At 37.9% G+C, this 25,501-nt stretch carries 39 protein-coding genes and 1 pseudogene; 10 read left to right on the top strand and 30 right to left on the bottom strand.

Annotated features, from left to right (window positions below; genetic code table 11):
* The first annotated feature begins 43 nt into the window (after nucleotides 1-43).
* Nucleotides 44-961 (top strand): phosphotransferase family protein, encoded by a 918-nt coding sequence (locus tag AC3CH7_RS00715; RefSeq protein WP_230586165.1) that lies wholly within the window; start codon nucleotides 44-46, stop codon nucleotides 959-961.
* Here AC3CH7_RS00715 and AC3CH7_RS00720 read toward each other — a convergent pair.
* From AC3CH7_RS00720 to AC3CH7_RS00740, 5 genes are all read right to left on the bottom strand, one after another.
* Complete coding sequence (locus AC3CH7_RS00720) at nucleotides 958-1,770, bottom strand: DnaD domain protein (protein ID WP_197225011.1); 813 nt, start codon at nucleotides 1,768-1,770, stop codon at nucleotides 958-960. The genes AC3CH7_RS00715 and AC3CH7_RS00720 overlap by 4 nt on opposite strands.
* 213 nt (nucleotides 1,771-1,983) lie before the next feature.
* Entirely contained in the window at nucleotides 1,984-2,403 is a 420-nt protein-coding gene (locus tag AC3CH7_RS00725; protein ID WP_031419921.1) for a hypothetical protein, read from the bottom strand.
* Nucleotides 2,404-2,511: 108 nt separating this feature from the next.
* Nucleotides 2,512-2,820 (bottom strand): hypothetical protein, encoded by a 309-nt coding sequence (locus tag AC3CH7_RS00730; RefSeq protein WP_036166213.1) that lies wholly within the window; start codon nucleotides 2,818-2,820, stop codon nucleotides 2,512-2,514.
* A 103-nt stretch (nucleotides 2,821-2,923) separates the two neighbouring features.
* Nucleotides 2,924-3,133 carry a hypothetical protein gene (locus AC3CH7_RS00735; protein WP_232900858.1) on the bottom strand — a complete coding sequence of 70 codons (210 nt, stop codon included), beginning with the start codon at nucleotides 3,131-3,133 and terminating at the stop codon, nucleotides 2,924-2,926.
* A gap of 34 nt (nucleotides 3,134-3,167) precedes the next feature.
* A complete protein-coding gene (locus AC3CH7_RS00740; RefSeq protein WP_031419919.1) occupies nucleotides 3,168-3,452 on the bottom strand; it encodes a DUF5316 domain-containing protein in 285 nt (94 codons plus the stop codon).
* Nucleotides 3,453-3,630: 178 nt separating this feature from the next.
* Between AC3CH7_RS00740 and AC3CH7_RS00745 the strand changes: the two genes are divergently transcribed.
* From AC3CH7_RS00745 to csaA, 4 genes are all read left to right on the top strand, one after another.
* On the top strand, nucleotides 3,631-3,768 hold the full coding sequence (locus tag AC3CH7_RS00745) for a hypothetical protein (protein WP_230584385.1): 138 nt from the start codon (nucleotides 3,631-3,633) through the stop codon (nucleotides 3,766-3,768).
* A 75-nt stretch (nucleotides 3,769-3,843) separates the two neighbouring features.
* On the top strand, nucleotides 3,844-4,347 hold the full coding sequence (locus AC3CH7_RS00750; RefSeq protein ID WP_230591334.1) for a hypothetical protein: 504 nt from the start codon (nucleotides 3,844-3,846) through the stop codon (nucleotides 4,345-4,347).
* 114 nt (nucleotides 4,348-4,461) lie between these two features.
* Nucleotides 4,462-4,638 carry a hypothetical protein gene (locus tag AC3CH7_RS00755; protein ID WP_008179752.1) on the top strand — a complete coding sequence of 59 codons (177 nt, stop codon included), beginning with the start codon at nucleotides 4,462-4,464 and terminating at the stop codon, nucleotides 4,636-4,638.
* Nucleotides 4,639-4,735: 97 nt separating this feature from the next.
* A complete protein-coding gene (gene csaA, locus AC3CH7_RS00760) occupies nucleotides 4,736-5,068 on the top strand; it encodes a chaperone CsaA (protein ID WP_012294135.1) in 333 nt (110 codons plus the stop codon).
* A gap of 11 nt (nucleotides 5,069-5,079) precedes the next feature.
* Here csaA and AC3CH7_RS00765 read toward each other — a convergent pair whose 3' ends face one another.
* From AC3CH7_RS00765 to AC3CH7_RS00775, 3 genes and pseudogenes are all read right to left on the bottom strand, one after another.
* The gene (locus AC3CH7_RS00765) at nucleotides 5,080-5,967 is read right to left on the bottom strand and encodes an AraC family transcriptional regulator (protein WP_031419916.1); all 888 of its coding nucleotides are present in this window, start codon (nucleotides 5,965-5,967) and stop codon (nucleotides 5,080-5,082) included.
* Nucleotides 5,968-6,374: 407 nt separating this feature from the next.
* Complete coding sequence (locus AC3CH7_RS00770) at nucleotides 6,375-6,932, bottom strand: isochorismatase family protein (protein WP_036215800.1); 558 nt, start codon at nucleotides 6,930-6,932, stop codon at nucleotides 6,375-6,377.
* A 102-nt stretch (nucleotides 6,933-7,034) separates the two neighbouring features.
* Nucleotides 7,035-7,320 (bottom strand): annotated as a pseudogene (locus AC3CH7_RS00775) (O-methyltransferase); the annotation flags it as partial.
* A gap of 89 nt (nucleotides 7,321-7,409) precedes the next feature.
* Here AC3CH7_RS00775 and AC3CH7_RS00780 point away from each other — a divergent pair.
* Nucleotides 7,410-7,610 (top strand): hypothetical protein, encoded by a 201-nt coding sequence (locus AC3CH7_RS00780; RefSeq protein ID WP_036161417.1) that lies wholly within the window; start codon nucleotides 7,410-7,412, stop codon nucleotides 7,608-7,610.
* Nucleotides 7,611-7,855: 245 nt separating this feature from the next.
* Here AC3CH7_RS00780 and AC3CH7_RS00785 read toward each other — a convergent pair whose 3' ends face one another.
* From AC3CH7_RS00785 to AC3CH7_RS00810, 6 genes are all read right to left on the bottom strand, one after another.
* On the bottom strand, nucleotides 7,856-8,392 hold the full coding sequence (locus tag AC3CH7_RS00785; protein WP_051891041.1) for a CueP family metal-binding protein: 537 nt from the start codon (nucleotides 8,390-8,392) through the stop codon (nucleotides 7,856-7,858).
* 266 nt (nucleotides 8,393-8,658) lie between these two features.
* Nucleotides 8,659-9,492, bottom strand: coding sequence for a GNAT family N-acetyltransferase (locus tag AC3CH7_RS00790; RefSeq protein ID WP_036166229.1), 834 nt, complete (start codon nucleotides 9,490-9,492; stop codon nucleotides 8,659-8,661).
* 406 nt (nucleotides 9,493-9,898) lie between these two features.
* Nucleotides 9,899-10,054: a hypothetical protein gene (locus AC3CH7_RS00795; protein ID WP_012294129.1), complete on the bottom strand. Its 156-nt coding sequence runs from the start codon at nucleotides 10,052-10,054 to the stop codon at nucleotides 9,899-9,901.
* Nucleotides 10,055-10,211: 157 nt separating this feature from the next.
* Nucleotides 10,212-10,382, bottom strand: a complete 171-nt coding sequence (locus AC3CH7_RS00800) for a hypothetical protein (RefSeq protein WP_171821086.1) — start codon at nucleotides 10,380-10,382, stop codon at nucleotides 10,212-10,214.
* 14 nt (nucleotides 10,383-10,396) lie between these two features.
* Complete coding sequence (locus AC3CH7_RS00805) at nucleotides 10,397-11,017, bottom strand: NAD(P)-dependent oxidoreductase (protein ID WP_289449082.1); 621 nt, start codon at nucleotides 11,015-11,017, stop codon at nucleotides 10,397-10,399.
* Nucleotides 11,018-11,097: 80 nt separating this feature from the next.
* Complete coding sequence (locus AC3CH7_RS00810; RefSeq protein ID WP_289449084.1) at nucleotides 11,098-11,484, bottom strand: hypothetical protein; 387 nt, start codon at nucleotides 11,482-11,484, stop codon at nucleotides 11,098-11,100.
* Nucleotides 11,485-11,683: 199 nt separating this feature from the next.
* Between AC3CH7_RS00810 and AC3CH7_RS00815 the strand changes: the two genes are divergently transcribed.
* The gene (locus AC3CH7_RS00815) at nucleotides 11,684-12,052 is read left to right on the top strand and encodes a hypothetical protein (RefSeq protein WP_031419906.1); all 369 of its coding nucleotides are present in this window, start codon (nucleotides 11,684-11,686) and stop codon (nucleotides 12,050-12,052) included.
* 89 nt (nucleotides 12,053-12,141) lie between these two features.
* Here the strand turns inward: AC3CH7_RS00815 and AC3CH7_RS00820 are convergent, their stop codons facing one another.
* Together AC3CH7_RS00820 and AC3CH7_RS00825 are read right to left on the bottom strand one after the other, a co-directional pair.
* Nucleotides 12,142-12,441: a hypothetical protein gene (locus tag AC3CH7_RS00820; RefSeq protein WP_012294124.1), complete on the bottom strand. Its 300-nt coding sequence runs from the start codon at nucleotides 12,439-12,441 to the stop codon at nucleotides 12,142-12,144.
* Nucleotides 12,442-12,602: 161 nt separating this feature from the next.
* Nucleotides 12,603-12,803 (bottom strand): hypothetical protein, encoded by a 201-nt coding sequence (locus tag AC3CH7_RS00825; protein ID WP_289449085.1) that lies wholly within the window; start codon nucleotides 12,801-12,803, stop codon nucleotides 12,603-12,605.
* Nucleotides 12,804-12,878: 75 nt separating this feature from the next.
* Here AC3CH7_RS00825 and AC3CH7_RS00830 point away from each other — a divergent pair, with 75 nt between their 5' ends.
* Nucleotides 12,879-13,175, top strand: a complete 297-nt coding sequence (locus AC3CH7_RS00830) for a hypothetical protein (RefSeq protein ID WP_031419903.1) — start codon at nucleotides 12,879-12,881, stop codon at nucleotides 13,173-13,175.
* Between the two features lie 6 nt (nucleotides 13,176-13,181).
* Here the strand turns inward: AC3CH7_RS00830 and AC3CH7_RS00835 are convergent, their stop codons facing one another.
* From AC3CH7_RS00835 to AC3CH7_RS00845, 3 genes are read right to left on the bottom strand one after another with little or no spacing between them, the layout of a single operon-like run.
* On the bottom strand, nucleotides 13,182-13,865 hold the full coding sequence (locus tag AC3CH7_RS00835) for a DUF1963 domain-containing protein (protein WP_488381509.1): 684 nt from the start codon (nucleotides 13,863-13,865) through the stop codon (nucleotides 13,182-13,184).
* A complete protein-coding gene (locus AC3CH7_RS00840; RefSeq protein WP_488381510.1) occupies nucleotides 13,855-14,430 on the bottom strand; it encodes a DNA-3-methyladenine glycosylase I in 576 nt (191 codons plus the stop codon). The genes AC3CH7_RS00835 and AC3CH7_RS00840 overlap by 11 nt, the downstream gene beginning before the upstream one ends.
* 24 nt (nucleotides 14,431-14,454) lie before the next feature.
* On the bottom strand, nucleotides 14,455-15,051 hold the full coding sequence (locus AC3CH7_RS00845; RefSeq protein WP_488381511.1) for a class I SAM-dependent methyltransferase: 597 nt from the start codon (nucleotides 15,049-15,051) through the stop codon (nucleotides 14,455-14,457).
* Between the two features lie 167 nt (nucleotides 15,052-15,218).
* Between AC3CH7_RS00845 and aac(6') the strand changes: the two genes are divergently transcribed.
* A complete protein-coding gene (gene aac(6') / locus AC3CH7_RS00850) occupies nucleotides 15,219-15,653 on the top strand; it encodes an aminoglycoside 6'-N-acetyltransferase (protein WP_012294118.1) in 435 nt (144 codons plus the stop codon).
* Nucleotides 15,654-15,721: 68 nt separating this feature from the next.
* Here the strand turns inward: aac(6') and AC3CH7_RS00855 are convergent, their stop codons facing one another.
* The 5 genes from AC3CH7_RS00855 to AC3CH7_RS00875 form a co-directional block, all read right to left on the bottom strand.
* On the bottom strand, nucleotides 15,722-15,913 hold the full coding sequence (locus tag AC3CH7_RS00855) for a hypothetical protein (protein ID WP_012294117.1): 192 nt from the start codon (nucleotides 15,911-15,913) through the stop codon (nucleotides 15,722-15,724).
* Between the two features lie 451 nt (nucleotides 15,914-16,364).
* The gene (locus AC3CH7_RS00860; protein WP_197225004.1) at nucleotides 16,365-17,924 is read right to left on the bottom strand and encodes a right-handed parallel beta-helix repeat-containing protein; all 1,560 of its coding nucleotides are present in this window, start codon (nucleotides 17,922-17,924) and stop codon (nucleotides 16,365-16,367) included.
* Between the two features lie 232 nt (nucleotides 17,925-18,156).
* Nucleotides 18,157-19,101: a hypothetical protein gene (locus AC3CH7_RS00865; RefSeq protein WP_198695747.1), complete on the bottom strand. Its 945-nt coding sequence runs from the start codon at nucleotides 19,099-19,101 to the stop codon at nucleotides 18,157-18,159.
* Nucleotides 19,102-19,173: 72 nt separating this feature from the next.
* Entirely contained in the window at nucleotides 19,174-20,856 is a 1,683-nt protein-coding gene (locus AC3CH7_RS00870) for a methyl-accepting chemotaxis protein (protein ID WP_488381512.1), read from the bottom strand.
* Nucleotides 20,857-21,016: 160 nt separating this feature from the next.
* On the bottom strand, nucleotides 21,017-21,454 hold the full coding sequence (locus AC3CH7_RS00875) for a hypothetical protein (protein WP_012294111.1): 438 nt from the start codon (nucleotides 21,452-21,454) through the stop codon (nucleotides 21,017-21,019).
* 240 nt (nucleotides 21,455-21,694) lie between these two features.
* Between AC3CH7_RS00875 and AC3CH7_RS00880 the strand changes: the two genes are divergently transcribed.
* Nucleotides 21,695-21,847: a hypothetical protein gene (locus tag AC3CH7_RS00880; RefSeq protein WP_155273022.1), complete on the top strand. Its 153-nt coding sequence runs from the start codon at nucleotides 21,695-21,697 to the stop codon at nucleotides 21,845-21,847.
* A gap of 37 nt (nucleotides 21,848-21,884) precedes the next feature.
* On the opposite strand, the gene AC3CH7_RS00885 is transcribed toward AC3CH7_RS00880, so the two are convergent.
* The 6 genes from AC3CH7_RS00885 to AC3CH7_RS00910 all read right to left on the bottom strand — a co-directional run bounded on the left by AC3CH7_RS00885 (nucleotide 21,885) and on the right by AC3CH7_RS00910 (nucleotide 25,483).
* Nucleotides 21,885-22,154, bottom strand: a complete 270-nt coding sequence (locus tag AC3CH7_RS00885; RefSeq protein WP_012294109.1) for a GNAT family N-acetyltransferase — start codon at nucleotides 22,152-22,154, stop codon at nucleotides 21,885-21,887.
* 15 nt (nucleotides 22,155-22,169) lie between these two features.
* The gene (locus tag AC3CH7_RS00890) at nucleotides 22,170-22,376 is read right to left on the bottom strand and encodes a (4Fe-4S)-binding protein (RefSeq protein ID WP_343225176.1); all 207 of its coding nucleotides are present in this window, start codon (nucleotides 22,374-22,376) and stop codon (nucleotides 22,170-22,172) included.
* Between the two features lie 304 nt (nucleotides 22,377-22,680).
* The gene (locus AC3CH7_RS00895; protein WP_236249632.1) at nucleotides 22,681-23,436 is read right to left on the bottom strand and encodes an alpha/beta hydrolase; all 756 of its coding nucleotides are present in this window, start codon (nucleotides 23,434-23,436) and stop codon (nucleotides 22,681-22,683) included.
* A 113-nt stretch (nucleotides 23,437-23,549) separates the two neighbouring features.
* On the bottom strand, nucleotides 23,550-24,074 hold the full coding sequence (locus AC3CH7_RS00900) for a tubby C-terminal domain-like protein (RefSeq protein WP_031419890.1): 525 nt from the start codon (nucleotides 24,072-24,074) through the stop codon (nucleotides 23,550-23,552).
* A gap of 199 nt (nucleotides 24,075-24,273) precedes the next feature.
* On the bottom strand, nucleotides 24,274-24,990 hold the full coding sequence (locus AC3CH7_RS00905) for a toast rack family protein (protein ID WP_036161404.1): 717 nt from the start codon (nucleotides 24,988-24,990) through the stop codon (nucleotides 24,274-24,276).
* 109 nt (nucleotides 24,991-25,099) lie between these two features.
* Nucleotides 25,100-25,483: an SRPBCC domain-containing protein gene (locus AC3CH7_RS00910; RefSeq protein WP_012294103.1), complete on the bottom strand. Its 384-nt coding sequence runs from the start codon at nucleotides 25,481-25,483 to the stop codon at nucleotides 25,100-25,102.
* Between the last annotated feature and the right edge of the window lie 18 nt (nucleotides 25,484-25,501).

The following is a 25,501-nucleotide window of genomic DNA, read 5'->3' on the forward strand; positions in this document are numbered from 1 at the left end:
TAGTATTTTGTATCTTCTAAACTGAATGAAGGAGAGAGATAAAGTGATTGTAGAAAATATCATGAATCGATTAACTAGCCTACACGGTTACACGGCTATTAAAAAAATCGACAAAGGCTATTCCTCTGATACCAAATATGTCGTAACCGTTAATGATACGCCTTATTTTGTACGCCTCTCCGATCTCGCACACCAAGAGAAAAGATGGATTGAATTTACTTTGCTACAGGACTTAGAGCTCCAGGGAGTTCAAACACATAAGGCCATTGAATATATGGTCCTCCCGGACGACCATCTTTCAGCGATGGTGATGAGCTATTTAATAGGCTCCCCTGCGGATGAAATCATTCTTCAGCTTTCGGACACAGAGCAGTATCATCTCGGTCTAATGGCTGGGAAAGAATTAAGAAAAATTCATCAGGTGAAATCACCAAAAACTATCCATTGGGAGACGTTACAAAAAGAGAAATTTACTAATTATTTACAAGCCTATCAGCAGGATTCTTATCAAATTCCGCAAGAGGCTAAATTATTGTACTTTATAGAAGAACATTGGCCGCTATTAAGACAACGCCCAACTACCCTTCTTCATGATGATTACCACCTTGGGCACATTATTTGCCACCAAAATAGTTTTAATGGGGTTATTGATTTTAATGGCTATGATGTAGGTGATCCCTATCATGATTTTTATAATCTAGCCCTGTTTAGTAGACGGCATAGTGTCCCCTATTGCATCGGGCAAATAAATGGGTATTTCACCCAGCCACCAGATGATGAGTTTTGGCGACTATATGCCTTATATGCTGCCATAAATGTCATTTCAACCATTGCCTGGACACGCCAATATGATCCGCAATCATTTGACGATGCGTTAGCCAGAATTCAGCTAATTTTACAGGATCATGCTTACTTTTCCTCCGTGAGGCCTTTATGGTATCCCGATCAGCAGGTCGTTTAGCCACTTTCGAGCAGCGCTAATATTTTTTGCCGCTCTGCTTCAAAATTAATGGCTGGCTGCTGTGGCCGTTCCTCTTCATGACGATGGTGAAACCACTGTGGAATAATCTCTTGACGTCTCTTGGCTGGCATGTCCGTCACTTTTTTCTTCTGGGCATGAAAGCGCATTTGGTCTGAAGCAATATCTGCCATGGTCTTTAGTTGTTTATGATGCCAATTTTGCAATATCTTCTCAACATACCGCCAGCACAATACATTGTGCTCCACAGCTAGCTTCATCGCATGGATGACTATTTCCTCTGAAAAAATGTTTAGCCAGGAATGAATTTTTGCAGTCATATACGCCGACAGAGAGCCAAAGCCTTGTTGTTCGAAAAAGTAGTAGGCTGTCTGTGATTGTTGATTATCATCTTTATTGTTTAGTAATTGGTTATTTAGTAATTTATTATTTAGTTGTGTGGGCTTTTCCGTTTGTGGTGCGGCCGTTGACGGATAACCCGTTGACGGCTGGGCAGCACGGTTAGAGACTTCAAAAACGACAAACTCCACCTTGCTGAATTTTCCATCCTTTGCTCGCTCCTGTACCTTTTGAAGATAACCTTCCCGAATCAGTTCATTAACAATGCTAGCAGTCCCGTCACGTCCACATTTACTACGTGTCGCCAAATCTGTCAGACAAAAATCCCAATCATCTGGCAATGACAGCATATAGGCAAGCAATCCCTTTGCCTTCCAACTTAATTGGTCATTATTTAAAAAGCCCTTGTCCAATACCACAAAGTTATCGTTCTTCACTACTCTGTAGATCATGGCTATCCCCCTCCTCCACAATTACTCTCTGTACTATCTATATAAAAGTTTATGCTATAAAAAGGGACAAATTTTTCTAATTTTTTATTTCGCTAGAATTTATGGTCCTTTTTTTGAGGGTGTTCTTCTGAATACATGGACAAAAAAAGACACTTACCATTTCGTAAGTGCCTCTGCTGCAACGCTCACTGCCAATGTTGAGTGTGCCTTGTTTTATTCGTATAGTTCTTTATAGATAATAACTTTTAATGCAGCTATTTCTTCATCTGATAATTTGCCTTCTACCTGTTGTAATGCCTCTTCCTTCGTCATGGAGCCGTCCTGTAATTTCACACGAATATCATTTAGCTCTGTAATGCCTACTTTTTGAATGATTACTTTAGTAGCCTCTTCTTTCGACGTAAAAGGTAACGTACTACTATCTACCGTTTTCGCCTCTTCCATATAGGCTTTTAACTCCGGATCGTTTTCAATTGTATTTTTGATTTCTTCCTTTTGTCCACTATTCTCTAATTCTGTTGAGAGTGTATTGACAATTTTTTCTGACGCAAATTTCGTGCCAAAATGTAATACACCATAGCCAACTATACCAATGAAAATAATAAAAACAACTAACCATTTCATGAATCTCAAAATCGCTTCACTCCTTTATCCACGTTCATCATACTATATGGAGTGGGTGATTGAGAAACAATTCTCCCTAGAAATTATGTAAAAAAACCCCATCCGATGATGAGGCTTTTATTTGACGTATTTCAAATACTTGCGGACAAATTCTACAATATAAAGTATTTCTTCATCAGTCATACTTAAAAGATTGCAAACACGTTGCAGTCTTGCTGGTGAAGTTAATTGTTGACGAACTTGATGGATATACATGTATTTGCATTTACGTGGATTAACCTTATCCCGTATTTGCTTGTATCGAAGGTATGCGTAGCGAGCAAATGCATTAAGCATCTCCCGCTCCTGCTCATCACGTTCTTTTTTTCTAGCAGCTTCATCAATTATGTCCGTTTCAAATGTCCGTGTACCATCTGTTAATTGCATAGTACCACCTCTCTATTGCAAATGTACTCCTAACTATTAAATGCAACAAAAAAAGCCACACCTAGGGTAGATGTGACACTTTTATTGATTACCTATGTAAAGATTATTGAGAGTGCTTTCTTCTTTGATCTCGCTTCTTCAACATATATCGTGTAATGCCAAGGGTGATAACAATTTCGTTTATTAATAAAAATTGAAAACCATTGGGAGTTGCATGTCGCCAATCATAGATGCCCCAAATAATAAGTGTGAAGAGAACAACTGCAAGTGTATATCTAGAAGCCTCTGAATAATAATCTTTTTCTTTATCCAAAATCTGCAACATCCTTTCTATTGAGACGGTTTTTTCACATATAATACGCAAAGATAGCGACAATAATATTCGGTAATGCTAACCATAAAGCGTTATTCATGATGTGATTACGTTCATCCCTATCTTCTTTGGTTTCTGTTGCAAAATTGGCCCGCATTCGATCCCCACTCCCCATTGATCCAGACATTAACAAAGCGAAAATAATGAGTATTCCACCTACAAGCCCCGAAAGGAAATGGGCTTTTTCTGTACCCCATATTAGGATTGAAAATACAACACCTAGGATGGACATGATCGTTCCGATGCCTACATATTTCATTTCCACACACCCCTTCTGTAGTATACGGTGGAAGCTTCATTTTCGTTTCAAAAAAACCAAAATTTTCATATTCATTACAGCCACTATATAATATAATGAGGAATTTTCTTTATTTATAAATCGTTGCGATGAGCAAAGTCGACGGTTTTCCAAAGAATACAAAAGGAGTAGATACAAATTGAAAAAAGAAATGGGTGCGTTGCTATTGTTGAGTGCTATTTTGTTTTCAGGTTGCCATTCAGATCAAAAAGAAAATCCCACAGAAGAAAAAACTTTAAAAAAAGCTTATAGTCCAACACATGCTGATGCCACATGAATGGGTTCCTCTGCCAATAAAGAAGTAAAACTGTATAAGTAAGGAGATGGCGTAAAACTGGAGTTTAATGGGAAAATGAAGGACTTTAATTGGAACAACCCTGATGATACAGGAACCGAGTCTCAAGTGTTTTACATAGATATGACAGATGACGGCGATGAGGAAGCTGTTATTATCCTTCAGACTGGTAGAGGAACGGGGCTAGATAATTATGATATTCATGTAGTAGATCAGGACTTACAAGAAATAAAGGTTCCTCATTATGAGGAAATTGTTGCTCAACATATGGAGTCAAACGTTGTGAAAAAAGACTTTGAAACATTAAATATTACGGGTCGAGCATTTGGCAAGGAATATCACTTTGACTATAAAATCGATCCAGAGCTAGAAATACAGCAGGATCAGCTAGGTTTTGGTGCAATAACGATTTATTATATAGAAAACCAACGAATAAAATTGACCCTTGCAGCTAGCGTATTTCCTATAAATGTGGCTGATTTCCATATTACCTATACATTCGATCATACGAAGAACGAATTTATGGTCGATCAAATAGAAGTAGAACCGATTCAACAATAAATAACAAACGAGTATTTTTCCTCTACTATTTATTCGTATAGGATAAGCTCCAAACGTTCATAGTAAGTATGGTATGAAACTCATACCGAATCATACGACGGAGGGATCAATTTTATGAATAATGTTCGTGAAGGTTTAATCCCAACTATTCTCGGGTCGGCTGTCACAGCGGCAGGATATGCCATGAAGCAAAAGCATGGTTCTAATAAAATGGTGGCCAACACCATTTTTGGCTTTGGTTTAGCTCATATTGTGTTAGGAGCTATTGACCTGGTGGAGCATCGTCGTTAAGAAAAGAAGGGCACTCTATGTGCTCTTCTTTTTATTTTGAATAATTTCCCATACAATGTTAGCATGATAATATAGTTAAATGAAGGAGAGTTGTCTATTGGCCACATTTGAAGATTTTACAGCGCTTGATCTACGAGTTGGTACAGTTTTGCAGGCACAGGAGCTACCAAAAGCGCGTGTTCCTGCTATTAAAATGAACATCGATTTTGGGGAGGAGATCGGCATTAAACAGTCTTCCGCCCAAATTACAAAACGGTATACGCCAGAGGCAATGGTCGGAAAGCAAGTTGTAGCCATTGTTAATTTTCCTCCACGCCGAGTTGCCGGTTTTAAGTCAGAGGTGTTAGTGATTGGTGGAGTGCCCGAAGAGGGAGACGTTATCCTGTTAACACCTGATCAGCACGTACCAAATGGCACAAAAATACATTAAAGAGCCGTGCATTATGCAAGAGGCTCTTTTTTGTGAATGGGTATCCATATTTCACTTGTAAAGGTTGGTGAGGAGAAATCAGTGCTCGCATGACTGACAATTTCAGGGCCAGCCACCTGATTATAGCCAGAAGACGGAAACCATTCGGCATAAATGCGGCCCCACGATTCCTGAAGTGTTTGCGGGAATGGTCCTACCACTGTAAAGACTACCCATGTATTCGCAGGGACAGCAAGCTGACAAAAGTACCCAGGGTTTGTTGCTTCTGTAGTAGCTACTCCAATATAATGATCGAGTTCTCCCTTCTCCTCCATTCGCCCCTCTGAAAAATTTGTAGAGGCTTGGATGATGCCCTTAGGTTCCACATTGGACAGCTTTTTAAGCTGCTCAATATCTGTAATTGTTAGAGATTGCGCCATTTTCACAATGTCCGGATTTTCTCCCTGAAAAATAATCGGTACACGTTTCATCAAGCCAACAATGTGAAAGGCTTCTTTTTGCTCGAGTCGGTAATTCATTTCTTTTCCTCCTTGGATGGTAAGTTGGAAGGTCATCCGTGGGAAAGCTTTAAATGTTTGACCAGTTTGCCTTGCCTCTGAGGGTGTCATTCCATGTAAGTGCTGAAAAGCTCGTGTAAAAGCATCTGCTGAGCTATAGCCGTACATAACAGCTATATCAAGGATTCTCAAAGAGGCGTTCGACAAATCAAGAGCAGCCAGTGTCAAACGTCGCCGACGAATGTATTCAGATAGTGAGATACCAGCTAGAAATGAAAACATTCTTTTAAAGTGATACTCTGAACAATACGCTTTTCTTGCTACTTCCCTCATGTCAATATCGTTTGTCAAATTGGCCTCAATATAGGCAATTGCTTCATTCAATCGTGTGCATGAATCCACTTGAATAACCTCCCTTTACACAACAATAGCAAGAATAGAATGATGTCATCCGACATATTGTGCCCTAATTAGTCGCCTTTCAAAAAATAATCTATCGAACAGGCAGATCACTAACTTTCAAAGCTACTTTCACATATATATAATAGTGTAAAGCTAATTTTAGCCTTACACCTCCTGACTTGATACTTAGGGTCACTGGTCGTACAGTGGCCCTATGAAGAAGAAGGTTTCCATATAACTTGTATCCCAGTTTTACTATATCCAATAAGTTACCTGTTCCATTTCTAAAAAAAATCTATCCTTTTGGACAAGCTTTTGCTATAGCATAACGTCTTTCATGTAGTAGATTGGATGTTTTAGAAAGTAAAAGGAATGACCAAGAACTAAAATTCTTGGTCATTCTTATGTTAGCGATAGGTTGAATGGCTCGGCTCAAATAAATCTTCGTCGGAATGACGCACAAGGGAGAAATGGTCAACATTGTAATGACCATGTAATAAGTCATTATGATGTGCGATTATTGCGCCTGGTTCTAAAACCTTGGAGCCGTTCGTCGAATGTCCATCACCGACAACTGTGACATCAAAGCCTTGAACAGTGGCAGTTCTGACGGCGGTATCTACACAGTGCTCGGTTTTACACCCCATCATTACCAAGTGCTTCACATCATGAACCTTTAAATAGTCCAGCAAACCCGTGTTGTAGAATGCATTGGTAGCAAGTTTATCAAAAAAGACAGCTGATGTGGGAACATGGATTTTTTTATGTACTTGAAAGCCAGCTCCCTCCCCACCAGCTACATCTTGATCACGAACAAAAATAATTTGAGCATTTTCTTCGATTGCCTTGTTAATCACCTTATTGATGGTCTCTACTAATTCGTCTTTACGATAAACAGCTTGTTCCTCCTGATTACCTTCCATTAGTTCTTGCTGTGCATCAATCACAATTAACGCTTGTTTCAAAAGCATCTCTCCTTTTTGGGTTACTAACCATACTTTACCATAAAGGAGGTTTTACCTTTATTATTTTTTTACTTTAGAAACGGTTATGCCATCCCCAATTGGTCAAAGGATGGACTCCAGTTGCGGGTGGACTGCCACCAGCTCATTAAATTTCTTCATGATGGCTGTATAGCGTTTTGGTGTTATCTCTGGATCAGCAACACTACCCGACTATCCGTGACCATTAACGCACCAGTATTTTCTATTTTTATACAGTACGCTAAATAGGGCTCATCATTTTCCTTGTGCATATTTTTCCTCTAACTCTAGTGAGGTTAATGTGCCCCACATCTTCAATTCCTCTCGCCAGGCAGATGCCACTATAGCCACCTAATGCTCCAATTTCTAATTTGTATACATCATGTCAATAAACATATTGCTTTCATCGTTCAACATATACTGGGGATAGCGATTACTTTTGAAATGGAGGTACGTGTATTGAAAAGAGTCATAAAATATGTTTTGGGGATTGGCACATTATTGATACTGTCAGGCATCTTTTTAATTGGTGCGCAATCTCACTATAATCAGAAGGAAATTAAAATTGCGAGTAAAATTTGTCTTGAAAATGGCGGACATCCTAAAATCATTCGTGATTATTTGGCTCTTAACTACTCCTTTTCCTGTCAAAAGGACTGAGGTTTTACATAAGATGGTGAATTAAATCATAAAGATATTTCTTATCAATCAAAGATGAAATGGATCCATTAACTAAATCGTTTGAGTTGCATTTAACAATTCGAATATGCTAAAAACACCGTATCTTTTTTATAAACATCGCAACCTTATTGCAAAACTAAACCTAGCATTTTAAAAATCTAAAAAGGAAAGGGTTGCCACAAATAATCAGCTTTCACTGACTTTTTGGACAACCCTACTTTTTTCTATTTTAATTGCATTGTTGTAATGCAAGTGCCATCGCTTTCATAAGTAGAAAATATCGATTCTACCGTTTTGCCTTTGTGCTCCATTTTTATGTTATACGTTTGGTCACGAGGTAGCCATAAATCAATAAATCCATTTGCTAGAGTTTTCATGCTTTCGTCCACTAGCACATTACCTTTTGAGTCTTCAATATAGACAGCTATATCCTTATTAGCCAGTTCTCCTTGGCACCCCGTCAAGCTATGGTTAGTACAAGGGTGAGTTTCATTTATGTAAGGAGCTACAGAAACAAAAAATTCGTCTTCTGGCAAAGCATATGCTGACTCAATTCCTTCTTTATCAGTTACAATCAGCTGGTTTGATGTGATTGAAGCAGATTCGTCTTTAGTTTTGTCCCCGCTATATTCATTCACCAACTCCTTAATATTTTGCATCTCCACTTCTTTTCTAGGATTATCGTCATTAGTACTCTCTCCATTGCAAGCACCTAGGACAACCGTAGTAAGTAAAGTTACAGCAAAAGCTTTTAATTTCATTTTATTCACCTCTAATTTCTTCATTCTTTCTACTTTGTAAAACGCTGACGATTTATACTATAAACTATAAATAAGAAGAAATTGTGCAGAGGAAAAATAGATACATTACAAACAGATTTTATTTATTTGAGTATTGGTGACTGCAAATCCATTCCAATGAAATAAACGTGATCATGTTGCTGATTATAGGATAGTTTTTTCAAAGTTACAGCAGAAAAAATTTTCTAAATTTTTAATATTATATACTTTTAAAGAGTATCTCATAATCATTTCCATTCAAACTCCAATGTTTTTAGTTTTGACTCAAATTCAAAGCCCAATTTTTTTGCTAAACGTTTAGATTCAAGGTTTGTTTCCATCGTTGACCATTGGGGTACTAGTCCATTTTTTATACAATCATCTAAATATGCTGAACATACTAAAGTTGCTAATCCTTTATTCATGTGTTTCTCGTCGTATGTTTCAACACTAATTTCATGCTTATTCTCGTGTACACAGCAAGAAAAACATGCACTTACTATTTTATTATCCCTTAGGATACAATATCCCAGTCCATGAGTATTAAAGTCTTCAATTGAATACCAAACCTCTTCTAATACGTCAGAAAGAATTCCATCTGGATCGTTCTTAATGACTTCGGTATCAATTTTTTTTATTAGATAATTATCCGGTAAAGGTTTGTATTGCTCTTTTAAGGAAACGAAAGCCTTAGGATTGAATTGATAATACAACTCATAATCTGGTTCGTATTCTTTATCAGCAATAACATTTTCTACTACTTGTTCCCATATCTCATCTTTTATGACTGCAATAAACCAGGTTCCACCACACGATTCATAAGTATCCATTTTTAATTCATTATCAAGAAAATCTCGTAAAGAATCAATAAACTGTTGATTAGTCGCATTCCCAATAAAAATACTGCTTATTCCTGTTACATCTATTAGTGCTGTATTGGGTTCTTGCAGATTGTCTACATAAATTGTCCCTCTGTTCATACCATTAATTATGGAATTTAATGTTAAATCATTCTTCTGATCAGGTGTTTGTAGTAACCTTTTTATTTTGTAGTAGTCTCTTTTATCCAATTTATAAATCATAAAACAGCTCAGCTCCTTTCATAATCCGATAAAATATTTGTTTGTATTTAAATTCCTATAGTTTTTTTAGAAAAAACTGCTTTATACAGGCAGCTATGAAATGGCGTAGCGATGATGCATTTTCAATCTTACTGATTTTATTTTTTTATCTGTACGAAAGAACTATAGGGTAAAATCCTTAATCAAATAATTATCCAGCATGAAATAGCCCCTTCTAGCTCTTTTCATTTTAAACGTTCTGATGTAATATTTAATATTTTACCATTTTATAACTTTTTATAAAGTAAAGCTAATAACTGCACGTTTTGATTCACCAATAAATGAGGGAACTTTTTCCTGAATTGATTACTTCGGGGCAGGACTAAGCTTTACTCTTAATGATGCAAACCCATAATAAAAAAAGACGTCAGGTAGACGCCCTTAAAGTTTGATCGATATCCTCTATCAACCTATCCACTTGTTCCTTTGTTATCTTTATGACATATAGCTCTGTCTTTTCGTTTCCATCTTGATTGGTTAGGTGTTCAGGATATTGATAGTGGTTTGATATCTCTTTGCCCATACAATCACCTCTTTAATGATATATATTCGACATAAAGTATAGCAAACCTTCAATAAAAAGGAAAATATCCATTTACTTTCTCACCCTATAAGCATAAGTATCCGCTATTCCTATTAAAACCCTGTCCATTGAAGGAATCCATTACTTAACAAAGCTATTACTTCCCCATTTTCGCAATTTTTTTTAGATAAAACACCCCAATAGACAGAAGAAGGATACCATATACTTTTACCATCATATTTCGAATGGCAGCATCCATCGTTGTATTTAGCAGAGCAAGCCCAATACATGTAATGAGCAGGCCAATGAGCATGTGAATGATTCTCATTTTTTACCCTCCTTTTAATAGGCGAGCCCTACTCGCGTTTTAACGAATTCCTTACTAAAGATTTGTTGGTAGGCAAAGTAGGCTGTATCGGCTACTGATATTTCACTACCGCCTTCAGGTAAAAAATTACGCTCCACTCGATAGGTTCCTGTAAATGATCCATCTGGTAAATAGGTTGGACAAACAATCGTCCAATCGACATTGGAAACGTGTAATTGTTCAAAAACGTACTGATGCTCCTTAGCAGCAAACGTAGATTTTCGTTTGGATTCCGTTGATTGATAACGAAGAATTGTTGGCGACACTCGACTTTGTAAAATACCCGCAGTGCCAATCGTAATAATTCTCTTTATCTTTTGTTGCTCCATAACCTCAAGTATGAGCAAAATACTAGTAGATAAAGTATCATTCCCATCTGTATTTAATGCACTTACTACTACATCCACATTCACCATAGCCTGTTCGAGATCGTTCTTATTTAAGACATTTCCCTGAAAGATATGTAATTTCTTATTGTCCATCTGTAATTTATGGGGATCACGGACAAATGTCGTTACTTCGTGTTGATCTTTTAACGCGAACTCAACAATTTTTCTTCCCACACGTCCAGTTGCACCCAAAACTAATATTTTCATAGACCTTCACCTCTTCATTCCATTATAACATGCCCCTTCTATGCAAAAGAGACACATGCAATATGTGTCTCCCGCTTTCCTTATTTTGTTTCTAATAGCTGAACATTCACTATAAATGTTCCCATATTCTCTTCTTTGGCTAGCTCATGGATAATCGTTTGAATCTCACTTTCTGTGCTTTTTTCTATTTCATTACCATCGTGTAATTGGATGGTGATGATTTGATGGTTAGGGGAATCTACCAAATAGCCTACTGTACTATCTGGTGAATAACCTGCCTTTCGTACTGCTTGTATAATCTTTTGTGTAAAATTAGTCTCTTGTAATTTTTCACTAAACTCTTCCGCATAGGTCGGAGAAGGAGAGAAACTTACGGCTATTGGTGAAGGCTGTTTTTCTACAATCAGCCATGATATCACTACTATAGCGAACATCAGTAAAAAGAAACCTTGTAGTATTCTCTTCATACACTCGCTCCCTTTCACCTTTATATTAACAGGCAGAAATCTAGTATTACCCCCTAAAAACGGTTAGTTATGTACGACAAAGTTTCCATTTTTCTATTCCAAGGGCAAATTACCAAGAACTCTATTTAATTTTTCATAGATTAGATGTGTAAGGGTTGCGCGACCAATACTAAAAATTAACCATAAAGGAGATTAAAAGATGCAAGATTGTAGATTTAATCATTATATGAATTGGGGTCAACAAAAAGACGAAGCAAAAAAGTGCTGTGAGAAAAAATGTAAGCATACATGTAAATGCGAACACAAGGAAGAAAAATGCCCTGAGAAAGATTGCTGTGAGAAAAACGAATGTAAAGGCTGTATTTGCCATCAATTAGAATGTCTGCCTATTGGCACACTTGTAGACGTCGTGTTAGCAGGTGGTTTTAGCTTAGCTGATGTCTTTTTCATTAGCCTAGATCCTAAAACGTGCTGTGCTACATTCTTAGAAGTAGCAGATGTAGGAGCTTCTCCGATTATCATAGATTGCCAACAAATTATTCTAATACGAAGAAGCACAATTGCTTAAAGAATTCTGGAATTGATATTTTCTAATATATGTAAACGGACTATTTATTTGATCTTCTGCCAGGTTGAATCCTGGCAGAATTTATAGGCTTATTCATTAATAATTACTTTCACAATGGGCTCAAGTTTTCCTCGATAAACATCGCCCAAATAATCCACTTCCACTACGACTACTCTAGGCTCAAAACGCTGGATACACTCAATCAAACGTTTGGTGTTCATTTTTTTCATACGTTGGAAGAGTTTACGAATATCTGACCGAATGCTCCATTCCCGTTGCGGGCAAGAGACCGTAAACGTCGATAAAATAAATGCTACATTTTGTAAAATACCTTCCACTCCCGTAGCTTTTCCATTCACATTACTTAATGCCGTTACTTGATGTGTCATGCTATCAACCTTTCTTCTACGTTCATACTGAAGTTTGTTCTCTTGAAAAAGAGCACTTTGTTATTTATGCTTGTTAGTCAATATTTATGAACGTTACTTTGTTTGTACCCCAAAAATTTTTGGAATAAACAAATACTTAGCTGATAGGTATGCTTTAAAGTTTAGCGAGTAAATGCATAATAGAGGACGTAGAGCCAGCTAAAGCATCCATGGATGCTTGCCCATATGATGGAATGATGGACACTCCATGAAATCGTAATCGCTAAAACAGAACCAAAGCCTATGCCATTCTTGACGACTGTTTTATGCTCCATTTTCTTCACCTTCTTTATTTTTTTCATCTCCCCATCTTGCCATCTCACCTTATTCCCCTCCTCTATATTTTTGGTTTATGTACCAGCTAACAAGGGCATCCTGAGAAAAAAGGATGTGTGTGGATGAACGTCTTCATAATGGTTACTATCATTGTCATACCTGCTCTCATGGTCTATCTTCAGCAAAAAAGTGATAAAATGCGCCTTGTTTTCAATGCGTTAGGTGTCGTATCAGCTATTCTTTTTGGCTATATTGCCGCTACTTCTATAGCGCAGATTATTCGTGAGGATGTGGTCTTTATGACAACGATTCACGCTGTTTTCTTAAATCCTATTTTTCTAATGTCAGGCGCGTATCTAGGCTTATTTTTCATTCAATACATGATTGCTATCACAATACATTTTTGGGCTAAGCCTTAAAGAATGTTAATAAAAATCACAATAGACGCGCCATGTCTGTTCGTTTGGATTATAAAAGAAATAAAAATTGCCATTATCCACAATATTCAGTTGTGCCTTGGCATCTGAGGCAATCTGGAAGACAAAAGGTGTGTCTTCTCCAAAATCATAACCACTTTGACAAAAGGTCGGGTAGCCACCAATTTTGTGTTGCGGATACAGATCTTCGAGGATATCGTCAAAATAATTGAGACCCTTTTCATGCTTCAATCTTAGTATGTCCTCTTCAATTTGTGCAGGAATACCCCCGCCATCCCATACTGGATAATCATTGTGAATAAGCTCTGCCTGCAGAGGAAAGGCTCGAATACGCTCATGCTGCCAGTCCCGCTGTACTAGGTTTTCTAAAGTGGTGTAGGCTCTTATTTTAAAAAAGTTGCTCAAATCATCCTCCATGAGATGTTCGAAAATATTCTCATGGACAAATAGCGTTACCAATTGAAATGGCTGTAAAGCAGGAGGAACATAGGGCAAATCTTTCAAAAATAATGTAGCAAGCGGTTGAAAATTGGAGGGTCGATCCTCCTCTAGTAATGACCATCCCACATAGCCAATCCAACTTTCTAAAAGCTCATGGGTTGGACGGAAGCCACCCGTCTGGAATATGGTCGCTTGCTTGGCTAGCTGAGATTGGATATGTTTAATGCTCATGCGCAAGCTCATGTTGTCGACAGCAGCAATCCGTTATATGATCATTGACCATACCAACTGCCTGCATAAATGAATAACAAATAGTACTTCCTACAAATTTAAAGCCGTCCTTCTTCAATTGCTTACTCATCCGATCACTACGATCTGTTGTCACTGGTACCTCTGCCATAGATGGCCATTCATTTACAATTGGTTGGTGATCGACAAATCCCCAAATATATTCAGAAAACGAGCCATATTTTTCTTGTATTTGTAGAAAAGCTTTAGCATTCGTCACAACGCTAGCGATTTTTAATTTATTGCGCACAATACGTGTGTCTTGCTGTAATGCCAAAAGCTTGTCCTCTGAATAAAGGATAATTTTTTTAGCCTCGAATTGATCAAATGCCTCTCGATAGCCCTCTCGCTTTTGTAAAATGGTCCACCAGCTAAGTCCTGCCTGTGCCCCCTCCAAACAAAGCATTTCGAATAAATGCTGATCATCATAGACGGGTACTCCCCATTCTTTGTCATGATAATCTACATACAACGGCTGATCTAGCTTGACCCACGAACATCTTTTCATCGAAAAACCTCCTATGCTTATATATTATTTTATGGCCGTAATACATAGCCATCCTTTACTTGTCTTTTCACTTATATATACCGTTTGGAAACCGGTTTTTTTCAATAAATCCTTCATAGCTGCTGGTGTTTGGAATGCTTCCATATGGTAATTCATTTTGTAGAGCTCCGCAATGACAATAAATTTTCCTCCATTTTTTAATACCCTCCATACTTCCCCAACATCGTGCTCCAATGATGGCCAAAAATAATGGGTTTGAAAAGCTGTGATTGCATCAAAGAATTGGTCCTCATATGGAATTTGAGACACACTTGCCTCCTTAACAATGATGCTGCCACTTGCGACATTCGCTTCATTCATTTTGATGGATTCCTTTACTGCCTGTGCAGAAATATCAATCCCATAAATTATACTATTGGGATTCAATTTCGATAAAATTCCGAGTGTTTTCCCTCCGCCACAGCCAATATCTAACACACGGTCCCCATCATTGATGGCACCTTGCCGGATAAACCAACTATTCATGCCACGATGAGTGATATTCATGATACGTAGCATCCATGAACCCATCCATCCTTTTGGATTTTTTGCCTGTTCAATTAACGATTGTAATAATGACATATCGGTTCCCCTCTCATCAAAATCGATGTGGATTTTATCCTTTTTTTACATGTATACCCTGTATATAATGATAGAAAGCACATCAACGACAGAAACTCTTACTAGTTTGTACGTACAAAAAAGATTTTTGTTTCGTTTTCGGAATGAATAGGATGGAGGAACTTTGAATGATTCAACAAGCAGAGCAACAGGATGCCCTGGCAGCTGCGACATTAGCTTTATTGCTGTGGCCTAATCATACAGTAGAGGAATTTACTGAAAGCATGACACATTTATTGAAGGATGACAATGCAGCTATTTTCTTAGCCTACGACCATGACAAGGCGATTGGCTTTGCCCAATGTCAGCTGAGAACAGATTATGTAGAGGGTACGGACTCTAGTCCAGTCGGCTATTTAGAAGGATTATTCGTCATGGATAACTATCGACAGCAAGGCTATGCTAGACAGCTTGTAGCACATTGTGAACAATGGGCCAAGCATATGGGATGCTCAGAATTTGCAAGTGATTGTGAATGGGACAATACCGAAAGTTTACAAGTACATTTACAGCTCGGGTTTACGGAAGCGAATCGAATCATTTGTTTTACAAAAAAATTATAAAAAATGTGATAAAAAAATCACAAGTGCTTCGAATCCTGCACTTGTGATTTTTGCATCTATATATATGGTTAATTTAAATATGTATGGTTAGAAATATTACGTTCGCGCTCATCGATTATTAAATGGATCAGTAATGCAAGCTGTTGTTCTATGCGCATATTGTTTAGTTGTAAGATATCAGCAATCGCACTTTTATGCTTCTCTGCTAATTCAATTTCCTCTAACTTTAAAAGAATTTCCTCTTTTGTCAGCCCAAACATCTCTTATCACCCCCATTCCTTTTTATTATTATTTTAAACAAATTACACACACTTCACAAATAACATATAATCATCTTATATATGAACCATTTTTACTAATTATAGGCTAATTCACCGAAACTAATCAATCTATTATCTAAAATTTCTTACTATTTTTTTTACATCAATTCCAAACTTTATTATTCCAAAAATAACATTTACAAGAAAATATACCATTTTACTTCTTATTTTTTTGGAAAATTGCAGTAATTGAAAAGAAGTTGTCTATACCATTATAAAAATAATCAGTCAGTTTGTCGAATTATAGAGTTTTCGCTGCCTATTTATCTCATCGTTTTTGACACAAACATATTACTTTACCCATAAATATAAAGTTGAAACCTTCTGATGCCCGCCATAAAAAAAGTAATTTCAAAATTGAAACTACTTGTCTTAGTTGTATAATCGGTTATTAAATTATTTTTTTAATATCATTTTTCAGCATTTTTATATGGTTCTCTTCATTTGTTTGAACCATCTCTATTTGTGATACTCTTGAAGCTGTGTCTCGATGCCAAGTTGTTGTCTGAACATGCTTTTGCACATATAACTGACTGTTTTCCTGTACCACCGCTGGAGCCTTCACTGCACTTAAATCTGTATCACGTATTTCTAATAAAGATTGATTGGACAGAGCTAAAAATGGGCGTGCTGCTTCGCCTACTTTGCAATGTTCAATACGTCCCATTGAACGATCAGACCATATCATCGCATACGTGCTATCCTGGCAGTCTTTGAAATGGCTGTTGGCTACTTCAAAAATGGCGTCAATACACGTAATCCCGTTATTTTGCATTTGTTCAAACGTACAATGCTGAGTAAACAAACGGGCATTGTTCAAATATACATGTTGCTTTTCCAGCTCTCGAATGTTTGTATGGTGAAGCATAATTTTGGCATGCTCATTGCCATAAATACCACCTGATTGCCCAAATTGAATAGTCGTTTGATGGAGCTGTAGCCCACTTGCATCCACAATGATATGAAATTGCTGATGGTTTTGGATTTGACATTCGGTCATCGAAACATCAGCTTCATCTACGATGGTCATACCAACAGCCATTCCATTACGTACATGGCATTTGCGAAACTCTGCCTTGCTATTCTCTATCAGCATTTGTGCTTTTACATGACGGTTAAACTGACAATCGTAGAATTGAGCTTCAGTTTTTTCTCCCAGGTACAGCCCGAGTCCTTGGCCATCTGAAAATATAGAATCAGATACCATTACCTCACTACGGTGGACAATCATATTCGTGTCATGATGATTCTTAATCTCACAGCCATCCATACGTAAAATCGTATCATCAAAAAGCTGTATACCAACCCCCTGTCCTTGGTGAATAAGGCAATTGGTGATTGCCAGCTCACTAGACGCCGCTACAATTTGCTCCTTTTCATGACCATGAACTTCACAATCCTCCATTACCATCTTCACATGGCGAATCGCAAAAATACCATGTTTTTTCCCTTCGAGTAGCAGACAATTGCTTAATGTCATTTCACAATTTTGTGCAATAATTTGAGCTTTCACATGATGCTCAAGTGTTGTATCAACGAGAATAACACTGGAACCATTAGCAACACGCAGACCAAAATGATTGAGCGATGTAGCAAGCACAGCACAATTTTTCATCAGTAAACTACCATAGCTGACCATAATCTGTGTGCGAATCAATTGCTCCTCTATAATACAATTTTCTAACTGAAGATCTCCTTTCACATAGAGCCCCTGTCCTTGACGAAAACGTAAATTGCGCATATCTACATGGGTCTGGTAGCGAATAAAAACACCACCTTTAATTGTAACATTGCCAACTCCATACAATGTCAGCCGCTTGGAAATATCCAAGCTTTCCTCATAAATACCATCTCGAATTTCTATCATATCCCCAGGCATAGCCTCTTCAATTGCCTGCCCAATGCTTTGGTACCGATGCATAATACTTCTCTTTACTACAAGTGTTGCCATTTACACACTCCTCAGCCTAAAAATGATCGTACCCTATTTATATACCGAACAGGCTTGTAGTTATTCAATTTTGTGTAAAATTACTGGAATTTACGTGGATTCACTTATGATGATTGAAGATTGTATGACGGTTTATGCTAGGGAATGGCACATCAGCACGCTTCCATACCTGAAATGAAATCGAAAAAACCAACAAAGAATGGGCATCCTTGTTGGTTCTTATTACTTTCCATTATTTTCTTCTTTTCACAAAAACAAAGGCGAAGATAGCTGCCAGCACTACTAGGATGGCAATGACCCACACAGTGCTTGAGTTAGAGGATGTTGTCTCATCAGTTTGCTGCTTTTCTCTTGGTGTGGCATTGGATGTTTGTACTTCTTTTGTATCATCTTCAGCTACCTGAGCAGAGCTGATTTGCACATATTGAAGTGTGGCTACATTCGAAGTTTGGGCATCATGACTATCTCCATGACCTTCTTCATGATTACCCTGTCCTTCTTGATCGCCGCCATGTCCATGATGGTGATCGCCAGCTGTTGTAAAAATAGAACGTTCTAGCTGTTGACCTACCCAGCTTTTAGCATCAGTTGATTCCGCAAAAATGCGAGGGTGGCCTGACAGCATATACGTTTTACCATTGATAATAATGCCCGTTTCATCTCCTGTCACGACATCTTCAATGGTACCAGTTGGACCTTCAGCATAACCACCCATTTGAAGAAGCGTGTGGCCGCCCATATCATAGTCCAGATGTTCCATTAAGAAGGCAATATACTCCTCCTTGGTCATTGTTGCATCGGGGTTCTCTAATTCGAGTTTATGATGAAAAAGTGCTGTATTTATTTCCTTGTATGTAAGGTCGCCCTCCAAGGAAGAAATGTATTCTTCTTTTTGTGCTGCTTGTGCTAATTCATCCACTGTTGCTCCTTCAAGTCCAAAGAAGCCACCTACCCAGCTTGCAAAATCTTTGCGTGATAAGTTGTCAGTTGGGTTTAAGGCCATATCTTTGCCATTATACCCAAGGAGCCCAATACTATGTAACACCATAATGTCCTGAATAGTTGAGGTTGTTTCAGGGACATCCGTAAATAGTGTACTTTTATCCATCGTATGGGCGTAGGCAGCAGGTGCCATGAATAAAGTACTCATTAGTAATAAAAGTAAATATTTTCTCAAAATGATTCCACCTTCCAATACATTAGTATACAGCGTAAATGTGATGGAAGTTTGAAATTAAGGGACATATCGTTACAGTTTAAATCGTCGTATTAGACTATTTAATTGCTCGGCCATCTCTGCTAAATACTCGGAACTATGTTTAATTTCCTCCATAGAGCTAGCGGCCTGTTCGATGGTGGCTGATGTTTCCTGTATGCCTGCCGCTGACTGTTCAGAAATAGCAGCCATTTCGTCTACGGATTTATTAATCGTGTCAGTATTGTGAACGACATCATCTAGCTCGGAGGACGTTTGTTCAATATTTGTAGCAATGGCCTCTATTGCGTCAGCAATATGATGAAACGTTGCATTAGTAGTCGTAATTTGCCTTGTCCCTTTCTCTACTTCGCCATAGCCTTGTTCAAGAGAAGCGGTCACTCTATTGGAATCATCCTGAATGTTTCGCACAATATTCGTTATATCTCCTACAGAAAATGACACTTGCTCAGCCAACTTTCGTACCTCATCGGCAACTACAGCAAACCCTTTTCCTTGTTCTCCCGCTCGGGCTGCTTCAATCGCTGCATTCAATGCTAGTAAATTCGTTTGTGAGGCAATGGATTGAATGACAGTGACAAGCTTAGAAATTTCTTGTGTTTGCTTGCTTAATCCATCAACCTGGTCTACCGCATCCTTCACAATACGTTGAATTGCTCCCATCTGCTTCGTAGAGGAGGACATTAAATCACGTCCTTCTTTTGCTAAAGCTTTGACATCCTGAGAATAGTGCTGGACGTCTTTATTGCTTTGATGAACGGCAGTTACTTTTCCAGCAAAATCGTTCATGGAGGTAGCAATAGCTGTCGTATGACTGGCCAGCTCTTCCGTTCCACCTGCAATTTCTGTCATCGTATTGACGATTTGCTCGGTGCCTGTCTTTACTTCAGTTGTAGATTGCAATAGCTCCTCACTCTGGGTAGCTACATCATTTGATACCGTTTGAATATGCTGTAATAAGCGATTTAATATATCCGCCATCGTATTGGTTGCCGCCATGAGTTGGCCCACTTCATCTTTTGATTGAATCTTTAATGGGGGACCGCTTAAATCGCCATTCGTCATTTGTTGCAGCCGCTCCGTCAATGTAATAATGGGTCTTGATATACCACGAGCACTCAGTAACTCAACAATAATTGCAATGACAAAGATGAGTATACCTACGACGATGCCAATTAGCTGCTTATTTTGGCCGGCAACCATCACGTCGGCTCCTACCTCATTAATAGCTTGCTTGCGTTGTTTGGCTAGATCTTCATAGCCTTCACGAATGGTCGTTGCTGTTGCATCCATTTTCGTCATGTTTTGGATAGCGAGCTTTGCGTTGCCCTGTTCATAAATAGCAAATACTTGTTGTTCAATATAGCGATTCCATTCCTTCGCTATTTCTGCAAGTTTGCTGAAATCTTCAGAGCTTGTTAAGGCTAATCGCTGTTTTTCATTACTCGCCGCGCGCGCTACATTATCTTGAAAAATAGTTTTATACTTTTCATTGCCAGACAATATATAGCCTCTAGCCGCAGCTATTCTTAAATCAATGGTTTGCGCTTGCTCGTAATCTATAGTCAATAATTGTAATTCTTGCGAAACCATTTGTTCTGTCGCATTGTTACTTTGCTGAATGGCAAAATAATTGTACACGATATATAACGCCATTATTGTAATGACAATGCTAAAGGAAAAAACAATTCTTCTACTAATTGTTTTGAATGACATGTGCAAAAACTCCTTATTTTCCGAATCTATTCCATAAAAAGTAATCTACCATTTTAACAGAAAGATTGGTGACTTTAGGAATTTTTGCTATATTTCCAGAAATAACTTAGTCTTTTTTGTGTATTTGATAGCATCTTTCGACATGAGTAATTTGTCCTAATCAATCCCAAGCATGAAACATTACATCTCCAATAGTTTGACTTTTGAAGTAGGCAATGTTCTTCCATTCCATAGGAGATAAACTATGCAAGGCTCGGTCCTTTTCCAGTAAAGTATTCAGCGTTACCGCTTCCAAACATTTTCGCATAGGAAAATATTTGTGAAGCTGAGGCCTCGATAAAAAGGTAAAGCTAAGTTCTTTATCCGAATTTGCAAAAGCAATATATGGCATCCACCGATGGTGAAGAATGGTCAGCGTCTTTCCATCTAATTCCACTACTGCTTGCATATAGACAAAATGCGGTTGATCGATAAAATGTCGTACTTTCGCTCGCTGTTCACTTGTTGCTAAATGATATACCATCGATTGAAACATGCGCATATCCTGTTCGATTAAATGGTCGGCATCAAAGCCGGTAATTCCTTTCGTTAATCGCATCCAATCACTCCTTCATGTTTGTCACTCTATAGACCTTCTATTTCGAATAGTCATACTCCTCCCAGCATACTTACTTTGTTTCGTGAGAAGAAAAGAGTATTTTTAGCAGTCCTACTATTAATTAGTAAAATAATTATCAAAAACTAAATTGGTTTCTTGTTTTTGTATTACTCATCATTTAGCACAACAGGAAATTATTGTATTTATTGTGTATAATTGAAATAAAAGTGAGGTGAGGATTTGTCAAATCTTCAATTTTTAATGCTGATGTTTATTTTATTGATGGGGATTGTTAGTTTAATTAAGGTTTATCAGATTAAGCAAGAGTCCATCATCAAGCTAAAGGAGCTCGAAGTGGAACTTGAAAAAATTAAGTTGGAAAGAGAAAAATAAAAACGCACCCCTAAGTTTTGGGGTGCGACGATTTGATTTAGCCTACTAGTTCTTGATATTCTGGATGCTTTTCGAACTCTGCTTTTGCGAACGGACATAATGGGATAACTTGTAGTTTTTCTTTTTTCGCATATTCAACAGCTGCTTTGACCAATTGCTGTCCAACATTTTGGCCCCTTAGATGTTCGGCTACATGTGTATGGTCGAGAATGATTCGACTATCTCCTACACGTACAAAATGCACCTCTGCTTCACTATTATCCTCGTTTCCGATATAAAATGATTGGTGACCTTGTTTAATTTCCATGGTATGATGCTCCTTTTATCTTTTATATTTTAATGCGCCACTTGGACATCGATTGATAACTTCTACTACATTTTTGACAGCTGCTTGATCCGGTGCGATCCAAGGCTTTGCTTTAACATTAAACACCTCTGGCAAGCCCTTTACACATTCAGCTGCATGCTGACACATGTCTTTATCGAAAAAAACTGTTATCTCTTCTCCTCTATACTCACGGTAACCCATACCTAACACACCCCTCATTTTTCTTTTTTCATTACCCCAAATAATGGTCTAATAATCCATCAAATAGTATATTTTTCTTTAGCGATATATACAGTTAGACCTACATCTAAAATGTTTATTATTCAATTGGTGTTAATCTTTCTTCTATTTTTAAATTAGGGCTTGTCAAATCGCGAAAACATTCTTGTGTTTGTCTTGAGATATGTTACGAATTTATATATCTCGAATTAATTTATCTCTAATTCGAGATAATGATAACATAATTTACTATTGGTCGTCAATCTCCCTACCAGTAAGCTCTTCACTATAAAAAACTCATGATTTCCTGAAGGATTTCATCCTGCTCACGACCTAAAGTCATTAAATGCTTGGAGTTTTCAAAGCCCCTTTTGTGTTTCCTAGCAGAATGAACACGCTGATAGATTGTGTCAGCACTATACGCGTATAAGTCCTCGTCTCTTTTGCCGTAGAAAATAGCAATTGGAATCGTGATTTTCTCAAGCTGCTGCATCGTTTCTATAATAAAATGCTGAAATGCAATCATCGCGTCCAATGGCATATCACTAAACGGCTTCATCTCATCTGTAACTTGAGACGCTGATTTACCCTCGATATGTTTATAATTATAAGCATAGTCAATGATTCTTTGTTTTAGTTGTGCTGGCTCCTTATTAATCGGTACCGATAAGACAATGATTTGCTGTAGCTTTTTTAATTGTGCAAGTTTCAATGTAAATATACCACCGATGGATAAGCCGATAACGGAAATTGTTTGATAGCCTTCATCCAGCAAAAATTGGTGCGCTTTCAACACATCCTGCCACCAGTCCTCAACTTCGTACTGTACTAACAGTTCTGGCTTCTGGCCGTGTCCTCTGTATAGAGGTACATAACATGTATAGCCCTTTTCGTGTAGCTTCGTCGCCACTTTCTTCATATCTCTTGTATGGCTTGTGAAGGAATGTAAAAGTAATACCGCGTGTTCATTTCCTTTCAAGTATATTTCTTTAGCCCGTAAAATAGTAAGCACAACATCAGAACCTTTCTTCACGTTCATCATAATAGAAGGTAGCCTCTTTAAGGCTACCTTCTTGTTGTATTTATAGCATAATGGAATGACATATGCCACTAATCTTGGCGTGCCCTATTTTATCATGCCGAATAAGCATAATGTTAGGCTCCCACAAATAATACAGCCTGTCCAATGGCAATAAAAAAGGCTTCATGCTGAATAGGACTGTTATCTTCAATTTGAAGTGTAATGTCAAAATGGGTTTCGCAGAAAGTCGCTTGCCAACGTGCGATCGGCTCCTCATTCCATGTAAAGATCGACCAGTCTTCCATTTCTTTACTGAGCTTAATTTGCTGCTCTCCATCTGTAATAACTAAATCAGGAATCATTATTTGCCAACCGTCATAGGCAATCATATAGTCCTTCCCCGTCACTAAATCCTTGCCTCGGAAATGTACACGACCACGTCGAGATACCTTTTTACAAGTAAATAGTGGCTGACCAGTATGATCTTGGACGTCAAAACGTACAAAATAACGGAAGTCCATCGTCTTATCAAATGCTTTTTTTAGAGCATTAGAATAAACACGTTGAACCGTTGATGATGTCTCTCCTGATTCATTTAAAATCGATACCACCTCTGTAGAATCAATTTCCATTGGCTGTTTATATGTATAGGTTTTCAATCGACTCGCTCCTTCAAAACAATTGCTTCCTTAAAACTAACATAAAACAAGCACCCAATTCAAAGAATGTAAGCGTCGGTTTGTGCAGTATCATACATTTACCTATTTCAAGTTCAAATGCTTCCTGTTCAATGCTTAGCATCATCTTATAACATACAAAAGTAGACTACCGCTTTACTAGTAGTCTACTGCATTTTCTTTATTTATCTAATTTAAACGTAATATCTCCTAAGCCTATTTCTGATTTGATTTCCAGTACAACATCCGCCTTATCATATGCTTCATTGACATAGACACCTTTGCCCTTCGAAATGAGACCTTCAATATTGGATGAACCTATGCCCTTTTCTGTTGTTAATTTGACACCAACCTTTGAAGGGACAATGACTGTCGTTTGACCTACCCCAGTTTCAATACTTGCATTAAAGCTTTTTTTCCAATCGCCACCTAAATTGACAGTGAGATCACCAACACCCGCTTCAATATCTAGTTTTTCTAGCTGCAGTCCCTGTAAATCAAGATTGGCTAAGGAAGCCCCAGTTTCTACCGTCAAATCCATCGGGATATCGTCATTTAATTGGATGTCCCAAGTATTTTTAATATTGGAGATGCCTAGCTTCGTCGAGCCTTTATGTTTTATTTCTACTTCCCCTGTATCGCCACTTACATCATAATTAACTTGAGGGGCTAGCTTCTTAATATTATAGTCCGCTTTGCCCTCAACCCACTCCTTGGCGCCACCAGTTAGATTCATTTCGCCGACACCTAAATCAATAGCTACCTCTAATGTCTTGGCTTTATCCTTTTCTACTAAAATGGTTTCTTCTTGCATTTTGCTCGGCAAAAACGAAAAGCACCCTGATAAGACGAAAACTGATGTGCCCAATACGACACCTAACCCAACTAATTTCTTCAATTTAATTTCCTCCCGCTATATATTCTACCAATAATTTCATTATATAGGAGTGGAACATATAAAATACGACCTTGCGCTTGAAATTCATCTAAGACCTGAGACGTAGTCGTTACGATAAGTGCGGAAAATCACCACCCTCTAGCAATGCTTTTAGATTAGCAAGAGGCGCATCATAGCCCTGCATATTGAAGCTAACTGTTGTGCCATTGTCCTTTACTGCTAACGATATAGCGATGACCGTTTCTGGAACTTCCAAGTAAAATGAAAAAATCTCCTGTTTTTTGACCTGCTGAATCGTTAACTGCATTGGCAATGGATCTGCTAGCTGATTATGGTCATTAGGCATTAAAGTAAAGATCATCTTTTCTCCTGCAGCTAGTTTAGGGATGTTCCAAGTAGAGCCTGGCGCATACCATTGAGAGAGGTATTGCTCCTCGGTTACTGCTTGCCATACATTTTCTACTGCTGCATGAATCCAAATTGAGCTACCCATCCGCAACACACCCATTTC

Source organism: Lysinibacillus sp. F12, from assembly GCF_057773605.1.

What these genes read in the sequence shown, in the direction of transcription:
- AC3CH7_RS00720 (WP_197225011.1), bottom strand. Translation starts at nt 1,770, where the DNA reads ATGATCTACAGAGTAGTGAAGAACGATAACTTTGTGGTATTGGACAAG.
- AC3CH7_RS00730 (WP_036166213.1), bottom strand. Translation starts at nt 2,820, where the DNA reads ATGCAATTAACAGATGGTACACGGACATTTGAAACGGACATAATTGAT.
- AC3CH7_RS00740 (WP_031419919.1), bottom strand. Translation starts at nt 3,452, where the DNA reads ATGAAATATGTAGGCATCGGAACGATCATGTCCATCCTAGGTGTTGTA.
- AC3CH7_RS00750 (WP_230591334.1), top strand. Translation starts at nt 3,844, where the DNA reads ATGAAGGACTTTAATTGGAACAACCCTGATGATACAGGAACCGAGTCT.
- AC3CH7_RS00755 (WP_008179752.1), top strand. Translation starts at nt 4,462, where the DNA reads ATGAATAATGTTCGTGAAGGTTTAATCCCAACTATTCTCGGGTCGGCT.
- AC3CH7_RS00785 (WP_051891041.1), bottom strand. Translation starts at nt 8,392, where the DNA reads ATGAAATTAAAAGCTTTTGCTGTAACTTTACTTACTACGGTTGTCCTA.
- AC3CH7_RS00790 (WP_036166229.1), bottom strand. Translation starts at nt 9,492, where the DNA reads ATGATTTATAAATTGGATAAAAGAGACTACTACAAAATAAAAAGGTTA.
- AC3CH7_RS00795 (WP_012294129.1), bottom strand. Translation starts at nt 10,054, where the DNA reads ATGGGCAAAGAGATATCAAACCACTATCAATATCCTGAACACCTAACC.
- AC3CH7_RS00800 (WP_171821086.1), bottom strand. Translation starts at nt 10,382, where the DNA reads ATGAGAATCATTCACATGCTCATTGGCCTGCTCATTACATGTATTGGG.
- AC3CH7_RS00805 (WP_289449082.1), bottom strand. Translation starts at nt 11,017, where the DNA reads ATGAAAATATTAGTTTTGGGTGCAACTGGACGTGTGGGAAGAAAAATT.
- AC3CH7_RS00810 (WP_289449084.1), bottom strand. Translation starts at nt 11,484, where the DNA reads ATGAAGAGAATACTACAAGGTTTCTTTTTACTGATGTTCGCTATAGTA.
- AC3CH7_RS00815 (WP_031419906.1), top strand. Translation starts at nt 11,684, where the DNA reads ATGCAAGATTGTAGATTTAATCATTATATGAATTGGGGTCAACAAAAA.
- AC3CH7_RS00820 (WP_012294124.1), bottom strand. Translation starts at nt 12,441, where the DNA reads ATGACACATCAAGTAACGGCATTAAGTAATGTGAATGGAAAAGCTACG.
- AC3CH7_RS00830 (WP_031419903.1), top strand. Translation starts at nt 12,879, where the DNA reads ATGAACGTCTTCATAATGGTTACTATCATTGTCATACCTGCTCTCATG.
- AC3CH7_RS00835 (WP_488381509.1), bottom strand. Translation starts at nt 13,865, where the DNA reads ATGAGCATTAAACATATCCAATCTCAGCTAGCCAAGCAAGCGACCATA.
- AC3CH7_RS00840 (WP_488381510.1), bottom strand. Translation starts at nt 14,430, where the DNA reads ATGAAAAGATGTTCGTGGGTCAAGCTAGATCAGCCGTTGTATGTAGAT.
- AC3CH7_RS00845 (WP_488381511.1), bottom strand. Translation starts at nt 15,051, where the DNA reads ATGTCATTATTACAATCGTTAATTGAACAGGCAAAAAATCCAAAAGGA.
- AC3CH7_RS00855 (WP_012294117.1), bottom strand. Translation starts at nt 15,913, where the DNA reads ATGTTTGGGCTGACAAAAGAGGAAATTCTTTTAAAGTTAGAGGAAATT.
- AC3CH7_RS00860 (WP_197225004.1), bottom strand. Translation starts at nt 17,924, where the DNA reads ATGGCAACACTTGTAGTAAAGAGAAGTATTATGCATCGGTACCAAAGC.
- AC3CH7_RS00870 (WP_488381512.1), bottom strand. Translation starts at nt 20,856, where the DNA reads ATGTCATTCAAAACAATTAGTAGAAGAATTGTTTTTTCCTTTAGCATT.
- AC3CH7_RS00875 (WP_012294111.1), bottom strand. Translation starts at nt 21,454, where the DNA reads ATGCGATTAACGAAAGGAATTACCGGCTTTGATGCCGACCATTTAATC.
- AC3CH7_RS00885 (WP_012294109.1), bottom strand. Translation starts at nt 22,154, where the DNA reads ATGGAAATTAAACAAGGTCACCAATCATTTTATATCGGAAACGAGGAT.
- AC3CH7_RS00890 (WP_343225176.1), bottom strand. Translation starts at nt 22,376, where the DNA reads ATGGGTTACCGTGAGTATAGAGGAGAAGAGATAACAGTTTTTTTCGAT.
- AC3CH7_RS00895 (WP_236249632.1), bottom strand. Translation starts at nt 23,436, where the DNA reads ATGATGAACGTGAAGAAAGGTTCTGATGTTGTGCTTACTATTTTACGG.
- AC3CH7_RS00910 (WP_012294103.1), bottom strand. Translation starts at nt 25,483, where the DNA reads ATGGGTAGCTCAATTTGGATTCATGCAGCAGTAGAAAATGTATGGCAA.